Annotated in this window: 9 protein-coding genes; 7 read left to right on the top strand and 2 right to left on the bottom strand. The window is 49.9% G+C overall.

From position 1 onward, the window contains the following. Positions 1-8: 8 nt before the first annotated feature. The 6 genes from HMPREF1534_RS03035 to HMPREF1534_RS03060 all read left to right on the top strand — a co-directional run bounded on the left by HMPREF1534_RS03035 (position 9) and on the right by HMPREF1534_RS03060 (position 11,119). Positions 9-6,728, top strand: a complete 6,720-nt coding sequence (locus tag HMPREF1534_RS03035) for a leucine-rich repeat domain-containing protein (RefSeq protein ID WP_005943917.1) — start codon at positions 9-11, stop codon at positions 6,726-6,728. Between the two features lie 515 nt (positions 6,729-7,243). Beyond that, positions 7,244-8,548, top strand: a complete 1,305-nt coding sequence (locus HMPREF1534_RS03040) for a reverse transcriptase domain-containing protein (RefSeq protein ID WP_005943911.1) — start codon at positions 7,244-7,246, stop codon at positions 8,546-8,548. Continuing rightward, entirely contained in the window at positions 8,545-9,030 is a 486-nt protein-coding gene (locus HMPREF1534_RS03045) for a DUF4376 domain-containing protein (RefSeq protein ID WP_005943907.1), read from the top strand. The genes HMPREF1534_RS03040 and HMPREF1534_RS03045 overlap by 4 nt, the downstream gene beginning before the upstream one ends. Before the next feature lie 179 nt (positions 9,031-9,209). After that, complete coding sequence (locus tag HMPREF1534_RS03050) at positions 9,210-9,452, top strand: hypothetical protein (protein WP_004326021.1); 243 nt, start codon at positions 9,210-9,212, stop codon at positions 9,450-9,452. Between the two features lie 72 nt (positions 9,453-9,524). Continuing rightward, entirely contained in the window at positions 9,525-10,169 is a 645-nt protein-coding gene (locus tag HMPREF1534_RS03055) for a thymidylate synthase (protein WP_004326020.1), read from the top strand. A 95-nt stretch (positions 10,170-10,264) separates the two neighbouring features. After that, entirely contained in the window at positions 10,265-11,119 is an 855-nt protein-coding gene (locus HMPREF1534_RS03060) for a DNA adenine methylase (protein WP_005943904.1), read from the top strand. Positions 11,120-11,300: 181 nt separating this feature from the next. On the opposite strand, the gene HMPREF1534_RS03065 is transcribed toward HMPREF1534_RS03060, so the two are convergent. Together HMPREF1534_RS03065 and HMPREF1534_RS03070 are read right to left on the bottom strand one after the other, a co-directional pair. Then, complete coding sequence (locus tag HMPREF1534_RS03065; RefSeq protein ID WP_005943901.1) at positions 11,301-13,811, bottom strand: ligand-binding sensor domain-containing protein; 2,511 nt, start codon at positions 13,809-13,811, stop codon at positions 11,301-11,303. Between the two features lie 398 nt (positions 13,812-14,209). Continuing rightward, positions 14,210-14,815 (bottom strand): DUF5033 domain-containing protein, encoded by a 606-nt coding sequence (locus tag HMPREF1534_RS03070; RefSeq protein ID WP_005943898.1) that lies wholly within the window; start codon positions 14,813-14,815, stop codon positions 14,210-14,212. A gap of 422 nt (positions 14,816-15,237) precedes the next feature. Between HMPREF1534_RS03070 and HMPREF1534_RS03075 the strand changes: the two genes are divergently transcribed. Further along, positions 15,238-15,807, top strand: coding sequence for a DUF3575 domain-containing protein (locus tag HMPREF1534_RS03075; protein WP_025066779.1), 570 nt, complete (start codon positions 15,238-15,240; stop codon positions 15,805-15,807). Positions 15,808-15,819 lie beyond the last annotated feature (12 nt).

The raw sequence follows: 15,819 nt of genomic DNA, 5'->3' as shown, positions 1-15,819 counted from the left end.
GATTAGCCATGACAAATGCGGAAAAACAGGAGATCCTGAACGCTATCAAGGCCGAGAGCCAGAGCGTTGATGAACTTGTGGAGGTCAGCTCCCTTGACAATATCAAAAGTCTCCCCGCCCTTCGCGGCAGTGAGCTGGTGAGTGCTCCGCTTACCCTTTTGCGTAAACCGGCCGATGATGCCGCTGCCACGGCGAATGCGTCTGCCACGAAAGCGGATAATGCTGCGGCTTTGGCGAATAAAGCTGCGGGTATGGCGTCTGATGCGGCCGGTACCGCCAATCAGGCTGCTGAAACTGCAAATTCCGCCGCGGCAGCGGCATCCGCGGCTGCGAAACAGGCGGAGGATGCCGCCGCCGGTGTGAACGACGGTTTGGTCGGTGGCATGACGGCCGTCCCTGATGAGGAGAACGACACGGTGAAACTCACCCTGCTGGGGAAGACCGGGACGGAGATTGCCTCCGTTGATATTCCCGGTGGTACGGGTGGTGGCGGTAACACGTATAATGTGACGGCGGAAGTCCCTTTGGAGAGCGGTTATTATGTCCTTTCCTCCGCGATCGGTGCCGTGGATGAGAAATACCGTTACAAGGGCCGTTGCATCACCTATGAAGTCTCGCAGGGCAAATGGGAGACCAAACAGTTCGTGGGGACAAGTCTGTCGAGCTGGGAGCAGGAGGCGAGCTGGGAGGACTTCGGCGGTGCCGGAACGATGAAGAGCCTGACGGTGAACGGCGAGAAGAAAGTTCCCGACAGCGAGGGCAACGTGGATCTGACCATCGACAAGCTGGAAGTGGACGAGAGCCTGGATGCTGACAGTACCAATCCCGTCCAGAACAAGACCGTCGCCGCCAAATTCCAGGAGGTGGAAGCCGGTACCGTGTTCGGCATGAGCGCGGAAGTGAGCGACGACGAGAGCAGTGTCCGCCTTGCGCTGACCAACAAGAGCGGGGCGGAGATCGCGAGCGTTGACATCCCGGCCGGCAGCGGTGGCGGCGGTGAGTCCTCCACCACCAAGATCGTGCTGCTTGCCGAGACCGACAAGAAAACCGTGAAGGAAGGCGGAGCGGTGAAACTTACCTATACCTATGACCACCAGGTTGCCGGCGGTGATGACAAGGGTAGCAGTACCGGACAGAAAGCGACCGTCACCATCCAGGTGAAGCGCGGGACGACCACCACTTATTCCTCCTCGCTGAAGGAAGTGAGCAAGGGTACCTATACCCTTGACCTGACCAAATACCTGCTGGTGGGCACGAGCGATATCTACGTCATTGCCGAGACTACCGATCCCACCACGGGTAAGGCGCAGAAGAAGCAGGCGTACGTGAGCGTGAAGAGCGTCACCCTGTCCCTTTCCTGCGGTTACAACCTGGCGGCCACCATCCAGAACGGCGGTTACGGTACCTATGATTCCGCGAGTATACCCTACGCCGTGAGCGGTACCGGCACGAAAACCGTCAGCCTGTACGTGGACGGTGTACAGCAGAACGCGCATACGGTCACCCGCAGCGGCACGACGAACGGCAGTTTCGAGGTTTCCATGACCGGCCTGTCCGTGGGGCGGCATACCGCCCAGCTGGTGGCCGAGATGGAAACTGACGACCTCACGCTGAAAAGCGAGAGCATCCATATCGACCTGCTGAAGGCCGGAACCGGCGCGCCCTTCATCGGTTTGAAGCTCATTCATGCCGACGGGCATGTCCTCGGACGGGACGAGCATCTGGAGCCGGTCCTTGAAGCCGGCCGCTACGAGAAGCTCACTTTCGACTGGGTGGCCTATGATCCCGACCGTGTGCCCGCTGAAGTGGAGTTCTGGAAAAACGGCGTCAAGAGCAGTACCGTGAGCGCTTCCCGCAGCATGATGACCTACAGTAACCGGTTTACCGAGGAAGGCACGCAGACGCTTGTCCTGAAAGCCGGTCCGACCGGGTACACTTTGCGCATCGACGTGGGTGAGAGCGGTATCGATATCAGCGAGGCCACCTACGGCCTAGCGGTCAAGCTTGACGCGGCGGGTCGCAGCAACGGGGAGAGTAACCCCGGAACATGGGAGTCGAACGGCGTGGAGACCACGTTCGAGGGTTTTGACTGGAGCAGCAACGGCTGGACGGGTGAGGCGCTGAAGCTGACCAACGGTGCGAAAGCCGTCATCGGCTACCGGCCCTTTGCCACCGATGTGAAAAGTACGGGGCTGACCATTGAACTGACCCTCCGGGTAAGCAATCCCACTGACAGCGATACCGCAGTTGTGGACTGTCTCGACAGTGGCAAGGGGCTTTATATCACCCCTTCGGAAGCGAGTTTCAAGACCGGTGAGAAAGTGTCCTATACCAACGAGGACGACGAGCTGGTGGAGCGTGAGATCAAGCTGGGCACGAATTATGTGGAAGACCGGTGGATCAAGGTGGCCCTCATGGTGGGTACCCGCAATGAGAGCCGTCTGATGGAGCTTTATGTGGACGGCAACCGTACCGGTGCCGACATCTACGACAACGCCTTCAGCTTCCGCCAGGACAATCCGAAATATATCACCATTGACAGCGCCGGGGCGGACGTGGAGGTAAAGAGCGTGCGTATCTATACCCGCCGGTTGAGTGACGACGAGGAACTGGAGAACCGGATGGTGGACAGTGTGGACGGTGAGGAGATGATCGCGCTGTACGAAGAGAACGATATCCTGGGTGATACCGACACTGTGGATATGGACAAGCTGCGTGCCAAGGGCAAGGGGGTGCTGCGTATCGTGCGCCAGAACAAGCTCGATGACGTGTATGCCGAGAACAACAAGAAGACGGACTTTTCGGCTGATATCTTCTATTACTCCCCTTTCGGATCCGAATACGACTTCGTGCTTCGTGACTGTTATATCCGTATTCAGGGTACCAGTTCCACGAAATATCCGAGCAAGAACATCCGTATCTATATCAGCAAGGGCGGCACGAACCTTAGCTTCACCGTTGGCGGCAAGGAGCAGGCGGAAAAGAAATATCCCGTCCGTCCCGGTGGCATCGCCATGAACCTGATCTGTCTGAAGAGTGATTATTCCGACTCGTCCATGTCGCTGAACACAGGCGGTGCCAAACTGTTCAACGACGTGCTGAAGGAGATGGGGCTTCTCACCCCTCCGCAGCGTTACCAGTACGAGACGGGCGGCAGCGATTTGAACGCGGTCACCGTGCGTACCGCTATCGACGGTGTGCCTATCGACATGTTTGTGGCGGCTGCGGAGGACGGCGAGAACGACTATGTGGGGCAGTACAACTTCAACAACGAGAAAAGCAAGAGCGGCGACCTGTTCGGCCTTAGTGGCGTGGAGGGTTACGATCCTGCCTGTCCCCTCACTCTGGAAATGCTGAACAATACCGAGGCCATGTGCCTTTTCAAGACCACAAGTGACGCTCATCTGGAGGAGGTGTTTGATGCCGGTGCCGAGACCAACGTTCCGGATGATGTGAAATGGGCGGGCCTTGACGAGTCGCAGCGTACGGCCGTGAAACGGTTGTACGCATGGATACGCTCGTGTGTTCCGGACGGTGCGACGAGCGCCGACCTCTCCACTTTTAAGAGCGAGAAGTTCAGGGACGAGATAAGTGACTATTTCGACAAGGCTTTCCTGCTGACGTATTACCTCTGGACGGACTATTTCCTTGCCGTTGACCAGCGTGCGAAGAACATGATGCTGCGCACGTGGGACGGCCTGATATGGTACATCACCTACTACGACGGTGATACCCAGATGGGAAAACGCAACGACTGTTTCCTGGTGTATGACTACACCACCGACCGCGACACTTATGATGCCGAGGCCGGGAAATATGCCTTTGAAGGCCGTGACAGCTGGCTTTGGAACCTCGTTCTGGCCAACCTGGACGCTGACCTGAAGACACAGGCGCAGGCTCTTCGCGGTGTACTTACCACCAGCCGTGTCCTGGACATGCTGAACGTGGAGCAGGCGGGCAACTGGTGCGACCGTGCCTATAACAAGAGCGGCGAGCTGAAGTACATCCTGCCCGCCACGCAGGAGATGTACGGCAAGGTGTGGCCGTTCATCTACGCCCTTCAGGGCAGTAACCGTGCGCACCGTGAATATTTCGTGCGTAATCGTTTCGCCCTTCTGGATGCCAAGTACGGCACGAGCAATTTCACCAGTGACAACATCGACCTCTATCTGGCACGTACGGCTGCTGACACCCCCGACGTGCTGAAGATTACGGCCAACGAGGTTTATGCTTTCGGCTACGGTACGAACAACAGTCCGAATATAGGGAATACCGGCATCATCAAGAAAGATGCGGCTGCGAGCCTTTCCATCACCGGTGCCTATACGGTGAACGATCCCTTGAGGGTTTATGGCGCGAGCCGTATGAAGGTGCTGGATATGAGCGGGGCCGCCGACCACCTGAAAAACGCTTTCGACCTGGGCAAATGTACCGTGCTGCGCGAACTGAACCTTCAAAGTTCCGGCAACGGCAGTACCGGCTGGTGGTTGAACATCGGCAACTGCAAGCAGCTACGTAAACTCAACCTTCGTAACCAGGCACAGGCGAAAACCGGGGGAAGTACCAGTACCGAGCTGGATTTGAGTGCGCAGACCAAGCTGGAAGAACTTGAGACCCGCGGTACGCAGGTGCAGAGCGTGGTGCTAGCCAAGGGTTCTCCCGTGACGCTGCTCCACCTTCCCGGTACACTGACCAGCCTCCGTCTGGAATATCTGGGCAGACTGACCACCGGCGGGCTGACATTGGAAAGCTACAGCAAGGTGAAGACCTTCATCTTTGACAGTTGTCCAGGTATTGACTGGGAAACCCTGCTGGGCCGTTGCACGGGTGTGGAACGTATCAGAGTAACCGGTATTGACCGCGAGGATGACGGTACGTGGCTGAATAAGTTTGTCGGGATGGGCGGTGTGGATTCCGATGGCAATACTACGGACACGTGCGCTTTGGTGGGTACGGTACAGCTCACGCGCTACATTGATGACGATACGTACAGCGCTCTGAAGGCGCACTTCCCGGAACTGAATATCCGGCAGCCGGAATACACGATGATCGAGTTCGACGACGAGGTATCGGATGACGCGAACGTGAGCAACCTTGACAACGGTACCGGCTACAAGTATGACAACGCGTATGAGGTGAGCGGTCATATTTCCGCCATCCTGAAGCAGCGTCACCGTGTACTTGCTAAAGTGACTAAAAAAGCGACGACGCGGGGTGTGAACATGGCGAACGTTGATACCACGGTGAACAACCTGGACGGTGAGATGACCTACTACCCGCTGGACGACACGGACAGCAACAAGTACGCCGACGGCACGGCTGCCAGACTGGACGGCACTGAAGGTGACTGGATGATGTACGAGCCCTTCTTCTGGAGCAAGGGTATCAATGATTACCTGAACGGCAAGCATTACTCCTGTTACAGCAGTAACGGTTCGGATAACATGCCTTCCGTTCCGGATGCTGACGTCCTTACGCTTGACGACATTAAGGGCACGAGTGGCGGTTATCTTTCCGGTCGTAAGATCATGAGCGGAAAGGATACGCTTTCGAACAGCTACAGTACTGACAGTACGTATTCGGTATGCAAGGTGAACGTGGACGGTTACAAGCGTGTGCGTTTCCCGAGCGTTCCCGGTACAAGCCTTGTCGGAAGCATTTTCACAGACGATTCCGGCACGGTCATCAGTTCAATCGTCGTCCCTACCTTGAGCAACAAGTTCGAGGCCGGTATGTACCTGATTGCCGATGTTCCGGAGGGTGCCACTGCTCTTCACTTCTCCATTCTGAACACGGCAGAGTTCGATAAGGTTGTCCTTTCTAACAGTGACAGGATCGAGGATATGGAACCCGAATGGGTGCCTAATGACGAGCACTTGTGTGCCGTTGTGGGCAGCAGTGTTGTCGGTTCCAAACTTCGCGCCTGCATTACCGGCGGGAGCACTACGGCGAGCATGACCTGGGCTGATTTTCACTATTACAGTGTCCAGCGCGGTATGCAGCAGATTGATGCCCTTATGCACTCGCGCATCGCGAATCTTTTCTACGCGAAGTACGGTCGTCGTGACAGCCAGGAACAATGCGGCGCGGGCTCTCACACGAACAACCGTACTACGGGTGGTACTGCCAGCCGCGGGATGACGGACACGATCGGCTACGAGGAAGCCTCCTCAATCAACCCTAATGTGACGAACAGCCTGATAGAAAACTCCGTCCACCAGTATGCGTGGTACCGTGAGAAGGATGACTACGGCGGGGCCACGGTTACGCAGGTGAATAATATTTGCTGCCTTGGCTACGAGGACATCTATGGTCATAAATATGACATGATGGACGGCGTGGACCTCCCTAATGACACGGGCAATTCCGGGAAGTGGCGCATCTGGATGCCTGACGGCAGTACCCGCCTGGTTAAGGGTTCCGTGAGCTCCGGTATCTGGATTACCGCCGTGGCGCATGGCAAATATATGGACGTGATTCCGGTGGGTTCCGTTTCGGGTTCCTCCTCGACAAATTACTGCGACATCTACTACATATCCACTGCCTCCGGCCGTGTGGTCTATCGTGGCTACAGCTACGCGGTCCCGGATGGCGGTGTTTCGATGTCGTATGCGAACTCCGATTCCTCGGATGCGAGCACGAACATCGGTTCTCGTCTGGCCTTCCGCGGCCGGCTCGTTAAGGCGTCGAGCGCCGTGGCGTTTAAAGCGATAAGCGAGGTTGCATGATCGGCCGCGTAAAGCGTCAAAGCGGGAGCGAAGCGACAAAACGTCCGGTGTTCCCCGAGCAGGGGAACGCCGTTCATTACGGGCGTCAGCCCGTCGAAAAATATTTTTTGACGTCAGGTTTTGTATCTGTTTGTTAAATAATAATTTGAAAATAGTACTTTTGCATTTGAAAGGTGGCGCCTCCCCATAGGCCGTGTGGTCTATCGTGGCAACAACAACGCGAACCCGAATGGCGGTGTTTCGATGTCGAATGCGAACAACGATTCCTCGAATACGAACACGAACATCGGTTCTCGTCTGAACAACAATCGAAAGGAAATTTTAATCGGCGTACAACACCGGGGACTTGTCCCCACCGTGGTGCCGAGGGGGGCAAGCCGCAGTAACAGCGGTCCGCAAGGGCCGGAAAACTGAAAAATAAAGTGTCGGGTAGGGTTTGGTAGGCCGGAAACGGTTCGAAGAAGCCGGGCCCGGGGGATTGAAGGCCCCGTATTAAAAGCAATAAACAGTAATTTATGCGCAGGGTTGGGTATATCATCGAGGAGATCGTGGAGCCTTCCAACATGGAGGCTTCCTTCCGGCAGGTCCTTCGCGGCAGCAAGCGTAAACGCAGCCGCCAGGGGGGCTATCTGCTCGCGCATAAGCCCGAGGTGTTGGAGGAGCTGGCCGCGCAGATCGCATCCGGTACTTTCCGCGTGAAGGACTACCGTGAACGCGAGATCATCGAGGGCGGCAAGCTGCGCCGCATCCAGGTGATCCCGATGAAGGACCGCATCGCCGTGCATGCCATCATGGCGGTGGTGGACCGCCATCTGCGGAAACGTTTCATCCGTACCACCTCCGCCAGTATCAAGAGACGGGGTATGCACGACCTCCTGGCGTATGTCCGCCGTGACATGGCCGAGGACCCTGATGGTACGCGTTACTGTTACAAGTTTGACATCACCAAATTCTACGAGAGCGTGAAGCAGGATTTTGTGATGTATTGCGTCAGCCGGGTGTTCAAGGACGCAAAGCTCGTGACCATGCTGGAGAGCTTTGTCCGCCTGATGCCTGAAGGTCTGAGTATCGGCCTGCGCAGCTCGCAGGGGCTGGGCAATTTGCTTTTGTCTGTGTATCTGGACCATTATCTGAAGGACAGGTATGCCGTGCGTCATTTCTACCGCTATTGTGATGACGGCGTCGTACTGGGTAAAACGAAAGCGGAACTGTGGAAGATTCGTGATGCCGTCCACGGGCGCATGGAGTGTGCCGGTCTCCTGGTGAAGGGGAACGAGCGCGTGTTCCCGCCGGGCGAGGGCATCGACTTTCTGGGGTATGTGACTTTCGGTGCGGACCATGTCCGCATTCGCAAGCGCATCAAGCAGAAGTTCGCCCGAAAAATGCACGAGGTAAAATCGAGAAGGAGGAGGCGTGAGCTGATAGCGTCGTTCTACGGGATGGCCAAGCACGCCGACTGTCATACGTTGTTTAAAAAATTAACAGGCAAAGACATGAGATCATTTAAAGACTTGAACGTTTCCTACAAGCCGGAGGACGGCAAGAAACGTTTTCCCGGGGTGGTGGTAAGCATCCGGGAACTGGTAAACTTACCGATTATTGTGAAGGACTTTGAGACGGGCATCAAGACCGAACAGGGCGAGGACCGCTGTATCGTGGCCATTGAGATGAACGGCGAACCGAAAAAGTTCTTTACCAACAGCGAGGAGATGAAGAACATCCTCTTGCAAGTGAAGGAAATGCCGGACGGCTTCCCGTTCGAAACCACCATCAAGACGGAAACCTTCGGCAAAGGTCGAACTAAATACATATTTACATGAAACGGGTAGAAGGAACATCCGGGATAAGACTGATCGAGTGCGTGAGCCCGGCACGCAACAGATGGCGCATCCGCTGGGATGTGCAGGAACGTGAAGACGGATCCGCTTCCTATATGGAGGAAAGCTTTGTCGGCAGACCTCACATGGATACTATAAAGTCCGTCATTACAGACTGGTATAATGAGCAAATTGACCGTGAGATACTTTCCGGTTTTCTCTATGAAGGTATGCCGGTATGGCTGTCAAGTGAAAACCAGTTCAATTATAAGGCAGCGTATGATCTGGCCGTACAGACTGGTGGTGCTACGCTTCCCGTGACATTCAAGTTCGGTACGGATGAGGTTCCCCAATATCGGGAGTTCGTCACACTGGAGGAACTGACCGATTTCTACACGAAAGCCATGAAGCATGTTCAGGACACGCTGTCTGACGGCTGGAGGAAGAAAGACGCTTTTGATCCGGAGAAGTACCGGGTGGAATAAATCCTTCGGGGGAGGATAAGAAAAAAGCCCCCGGCCTGTTAAAAAGTAACGCCAATCACTTTTATAAACATGAAACGCCAAACCGCGCGACCGGGGGCAAATACCCTCTGTCACGGTTTGACGTTTTTTTTGTTGTCTAAAAAATGATTGGCGATGCAAAGATATAATTTTTTTGTTGTATGAAAGTGATTGAGATATTAAACTTTAACCGGGAGCTGTTGAAAAGGCTTCAGGCGGCCGGCATCCGTCTGGAAGATGCCCGGTATATCGACCTGTACGCGGACTATACCCGCCTACTCGATCAAGGTGAAAAAGTCTCGTATGCTGTGGCCGTATTGTCCGAAAAGTATTCGGTGAGCGAACGCAAGGTTTATGCCTTGGTGAAACGGTTCCAGAGCGACTGCAAGACGCTTGCAGTGTGAACGGGTTGTTTTATGCCGTAGGGAGTGCCGTTTCCCCTTATCTTTAGGGTGTTTCAAATTTAGAAGGAGGAAATGGCTATGAACAAGTATTACCGTATCCTGGACAAGATTCTTGCCACGGGAAAGACACAGACCAACAAGAAGGGAAACATACAGTACCTTCTGAACGAGCAGCTCTCGCTGACACCGGCGGACCTGCTCGACATATTCGAGGGGCATAATATCGCCCGTAAGAAGCTCCGCAGCGAGTTGCAGTTATTTATGCAGGGTGAGCGCAACGTGGAGAAGTACCGGGAGGCCGGCATCAACTGGTGGGACTATTGCGGCTCCATCCTGGTGAACAGTTACCCGACCTATTTCGAGAAGCTGCCCCCGTTGATAGCGAAAATTAACCGGGAGAGGCGCAACAGCAAGAACTACGTGCTTTTCCTGGGCGAAACCGGTGCCGAGAGCAACCAGGCACCCTGTTTGAGTCTGGTACAGTTCCAGTTAGATGGCGGTGAACTGGTTCTATCCGCCTACCAGCGTAGCAGTGACGCGAACCTCGGGCTGCCTTCCGATATTTACCACCTGTACCTGATGGCGCGGCAGATAGAACTTCCCTTGAAGTCGATCACTCTCTACCTGGGCAATGTACATATCTACGAGAATAATATCCCGGGCACCCGTGCGCTGATCGCCGGTGACGAGACGGTCCGCTTCGGGTTGAACGTGTAGTTTGCTGTATATGTCTTGCAGCGGGAACAGTTCATGTTCCCCGCTGTTTTTCGTTTATTCTGGGGACCTTTGCGGCCGTTTTAAAGCAGAATGAAATGAAAAAGATGTATTTGTCCGCCCCGCTTCCTTTCGTGGGGCAGAAACGCATGTTTGCGAGGGAATTTATCAAGGTGCTGGGACAGTTCCCGGACAGCACCGTGTTTGTGGACCTGTTTGGTGGCTCGGGCCTGCTGTCACATATTACCAAATGTGTCAGGTCTGATGCCACCGTTGTGTATAATGACTTCGACAACTACCGCTGCCGACTTGTAAATATCCCGGCCACTAATGTGCTGTTATCCGATTTGCGTCGGATAGCTGAAGGGGAACCCAGAAACAAACGTATAACCGGGGAGATTCGCGATAAAATGTTTGCCCGTATTGAGAGGGAAGAAAAAGAGCACGGCTACGTGGATTATATCACGGTTTCCGCATCCTTGTTGTTCGCCATGAAATATGTGACCAGTTTGGAAGGAATGAAGAAAGAAGCCATTTACAATAGGATTCGGCAGACAGACTATCCCGAAGCAAAGGATTATCTGGAAGGACTGACTATAACCAGCGAAGACTACAAGGAAGTATTCAAACGTTACAAAGATGTTCCGGGTGTGGTGTTCCTGGTTGATCCGCCGTACCTCTCCACCGAGGTGGGTACTTACAAGATGTTCTGGCGTCTGGCTGACTATCTGGATGTACTAACCGTTCTGAAAGGGCATTCGTTCGTGTATTTCACTTCGAACAAGTCTTCCATTTTAGAACTGTGCGACTGGATGGACCGAAACCCATTTGTCGGCAGCCCATTCAAGGAATGCAGGAAAGTGGAGTTTAGTGCAAGCGTAAACTATCAAGCTAAATATACAGACATGATGCTGTACACGAAGCCGGATGAGGTGTCAGGTATAGCAGCCTAACATTGCATAAAGATAGTGAATTATTTTGAATCTGCAATGGCTTTTAAATGATATTTTAAAGCCATTTAAAGAGGGTTCAAGTGAAAGAAAAACGGTGGGCTTTGATCATGCTGAATAGGACCGCGCTCACCTTTTTTCTTGTACGTGTCGTTTTTGTACTTTTTGAAACGCATCGTTTTTGTTAAGCGGCACGTCTGGTTTTTCCGGATTTATTTTCCAGACGTTCTTTCATTCGCACTTCTTTTTCTTTATACATCTGTCGTTTCAGTGCTTTGCTGTTAAAGTAGAGCCAAGTCAGGAATATGCTTCCCATAATGATAAGTATGTAGCCGGTAATTGCCCATCCGGTGGTGGCCCAATACTTACCTACAGTGATGGCAATATGGGTGATTTGTTCATTTCCTTCCATCGGATAGGAAGGCTTTATTTCGAGTACGTAGTCTCCCGGCTCAATGTTACTCAACCTCACTTGGTCATAATCACCGAAATGCCATTTTCTATCATTGGGCAGCAGGCGATATTCCACTTTATTGGAGGAAGTGCTGTAACGCAAGTCGCTCAAATAAAACACGAGATTGTTATTGTTGTAGTTCAAGGTCAGTCGGTCTATTAAATGTGCCGGTTTGTCCAAAATAACTTGTCCGTTTATTTTTTCGCCTATTTCCACCTTATTATAATTTACATTGATGTCAGCGATATAATATTTATGCTTGCTGGAAGTTTCTTTCAGCATCCGGGGATCAAAGTAAAGCAGCCCCGTAGAGTTTACCCACAATAATTTTCCGTTGTTCAGCCGGCAAACCTGATAGTAGTTTTCCGGAAAAGCATATAAGTAGAAAGAGTTATTTTTATTGTTGATTGTTATAATGCCCGAGTTGGTGCCCAGCCATGTATTGCCGTTTCTGTCGTCTATCATGCAATCGATGTGTCCGTTGGGTAGGTCTTGGTTAAGAAGCATGGTAGACACAACGTTTTTTTCTTTTCCGTCTATTTGTATAATCTTGTTGGCGTATGATACGAATAGTTGGTTGTAGTTATTCATATAGATAGTCATAACTTTACCCGGAGTCAGACTGCTCTTTTGTTCGTATCCTCCGTTCAGTGTCACTTTTTTGCCTTCTCGGGTTGCCTGAAACAGTCCTTTTTCTGTTCCCAGCCACATGGTGCCGTCTCCATCCTCACAAATGGCGGTTATTTTCTCAATTTCTTTTGTATAAGGCATATATGCCAAACAGCTTTTGCCCTGATAGTCGTATACTATCAATGCATTTTCCGTTGCAATCCATAAGTCGTTGCGCGAGTTGAGGAAAAGTATTTTAATGGCAGAAACTTGGTTTTCTGTTGCTTCCGGTTGGGGATGAAAGGAGACTGTTTCATTGGTAGTGGGATTCATCAGGAGAATATTTCCTTTTTCATCTCCAAACCACAGGTGTCCGTTTTTGTCTTTGAACAAGCAGTAATTGCCGTTCTTTTCCGCTTTTGCCCATGGTACGAACTGTATATTTGGCGAGAGGTTTTTTGTCTGACTTTTATATATCCCCTTGTTGTCGGTGGCCAGCCATATAAATCCGTTGCTGTCTTCTGCTATTCCATTGAGAGATCTTATGTCGTTATCCAGTTGGATGCGGTTTACATTATCTCCCAGCAGATTTAATTTCAGCAGTCCTCTTCCGAAGGTGCCGACCCATAACACTTGGTTCTGTTTATCGAGATAAATGCGGGTAATTCTGTTTTTGATGATAGGTTCGTAATAACTGTCATTTTCAATCAGGTCGATGGTTTTAAAGGGAGCTTTCAGATAATCTTTATTTTCAAATTTTATCAAAGCCAACGAGGTGCCTGATGCCATTACAAACGTTGTGTCATCTGCTTGTATAATATCGCGGATACATGCATCCTGCACTATGGGGGTGCTTTTGTTCAGTTTGCGTGTAGCTTTTGTGGTTGTGTCATAGCAGATTACTCCGTTGTTGTGGTTGCAAATCCATAAGTAGTTATTATATATATGTATATTGCAAATATCTTCTGCATTAGTAATTCCTAGTTCGGCGCAGTCCAAAGATTCACTTTTCTTTTCTGTCAGATTATAGAGTATAAGTTTGTTTTCGCGGGTAAGTATATAGAGGTTATTGTCGCAACCATAGAATTTGAATGGAATCCCCTTTATATTCGGCAGTAGATTAGGTGTAATGCTTACTTCGTCTGTCTCATATTCGGTTTTCAGTTCTGCCACTCCTTGTGAGGTGATGGCATATATTTTGTCTTTTGTCACACATAAGTCCAAAATGTCTGTCAGCACTTCCGGGGTGGACGATAAAAGTGACATGTAGCATCCTTTCATTTTGTTGAAACACGATAACCTGTTCATGTTCGCTATCCGTGACCAAAGCATTTTGTCGGAAGTCTCATAAATGCCGGTAATGGAATATGGTTCTTTGTCTGCCGAATTGTAGTTGTGGAAGTGTATTCCATCGTATCGGCTCAGGCCGACATCTGTTCCCAACCATAAAAATCCGTCTTTGTCCTGATGGATTTCGGTCAAGGTATTATTGCTTAATCCCTCTTGTTTAGTCAATAATTGGATTCCTGTCTGTCGGAAAAAACTTTGTGCCTTGGTTATTTCCATACCCATCAGCAGGACAATTATAAGTAGTCCCGTAACCGGTGTTGTTAATGTTCCGCTTCTTTTCATATTCCCCTTCATTCATTTAAATATAGTGCACTTAACAATGCTATGTATTCATATCATGTTTCTTAGACTATTTTAAGGATAACTGCAAAAATAGGCTTTTATTATGTTATAATCAACGTTTTAGGTTAGAAACTTTTTAAAAAGTCGGATAAGTCAGAGGGTATACATCTGTCTTGATAGGGGGTATATCATTCATTGTTTTATTTATTTGCTGTTAATCAATATATTATGATTGAATGAAATACCATTGAAGTGCCATACGTTAAATAATAATTCAAAAGAAAGGAAGTGAAGAACCCATGTACACCTATTACATACACAGCTTCTTCCTTCCCTTCATAAAGCTTAATATCACCTCACAATCTTTTCAGCCCTGATTGATTTATAGAATCTGATACCTATAGTTTATAAGTGAATGAAGCGTCATGGCTTTTCGGGTTATAAGTGCCCCGGATGCTGACAGGAATCTGCATATATTTGATTCCGTTGTCTGCCACCTTCATATAAATATAGCTTTCCGATTGGAATATGAAGTTGCCTTCACTGTTGTCGCTGGCCAAACTGAATCCTTTCACATACCATTTCATGAGTGAAGAACTGCATTCAGCATTATATCCGTTGTAATATAAGTCACCGTCGGCATAGCCGGTAAGGTTGAGCTGAATTGTAAAGGTGTACTTACCATTGATTGTCTGGCTGGTAATCACTTTCAGTAAAGTCTGATTGCCTTTATCGGCAGCCAATATATTATGTTCTTCTTTCGCATTGGTATGTTTGCGAAGGTTCGATAAGATTTCATCTGCCTCCTTTAAACTGATAGCAGGTAAATCGTTTAGATTTAAATTGTCAGAATTGTTTTCCTCGTATGTAACACTTCTGGCGCCATACGTTCTTTCCAAAAAATACGTTGAACTTGAGTTGTCAACGGGGTCACTACTTTCTGCTGTGCAGGATGCCAAACTCATCATGATGAGTGTAGCAATCAATAAATGAATTGCCTTCATAGAACTATTTTTTTATACGTTTGAATGATTGACCCATTATCATTCGCCTCAAAAGTAGGTATTATTTTCAAATAAACAAATTATTTCAAAGATTTTTTGAAGAAAATACCCTCTTCCTGTGAATAAAATGCCTCTGATTGAATGGAACGGGGGTATTTTGAGTGTGAAACGGTGGATTATTCATAATGAATGAAACACAGGTATGTGATGAAGAAAACACCATCGGTGTTTCTTTCGTCCCAATAAATAATTCTTCGTGAACAATTCCCCGATACTTTATTCCGATGAGGGGTAAATTGATTTTCGGACTACCTTGCATTTTGCTGAAACTACCTCTTAATAAAGACTGATTCGCCAACTTCCTGTTAAAAAAATAGAGTTTATCTTTGCAACAGTAGAAAACAACTTTAGGTGAAATGAATATGGTAATAAGAAGAACTTTATTTGTATTGATGTGTCTGTTGGCTTCTTCCTTATATATGTATGGACAGATAGCCGTTAAGACCAATGTGGCGATGGATGCAGTTGCTATACCGAATTTGGGGGTAGAAGTAGGTTTGAGCAAGAAGCTGACTCTGGATGTGCCCATGTACTACAATCCATGGAAATATAGTGATAGCAAAATGCTGAAACTGGCAATGCTTCAACCCGAACTCCGCTATTGGCTTTGTGATAAATTCAACGGTCACTTCTTTGGCGCTCATTTGATGGGAGGTGCTTATCATACCACCGGCATCGATTTGCCTTTTTCACCTTTTGATGATTTAAAAGACTTTCGCTATAAGGGTCAGTTCTATGGCGGCGGTATCAGTTACGGTTACCAGTTTGTGTTGGGACGTCATTGGAATCTGGGAGCAACCATCGGCATCGGTTATGCTTATGTGCGCTATAAGAAATATGAGTGTGAAGAATGCGGTGACATGGTAGAGAAATCCCATAAGAATTATTTCGGCCCTACCAAGGCTGCCCTCAACCTTATTTATATATTCTAAAAACAAACGGAT

Source organism: Phocaeicola massiliensis B84634 = Timone 84634 = DSM 17679 = JCM 13223 (assembly GCF_000382445.1).
Lineage (GTDB): Bacteria > Bacteroidota > Bacteroidia > Bacteroidales > Bacteroidaceae > Phocaeicola > Phocaeicola massiliensis.
The sequence above is the reverse complement of the archived record's forward strand: the minus strand, read 5'-3'. Positions and strand labels throughout refer to the sequence as shown.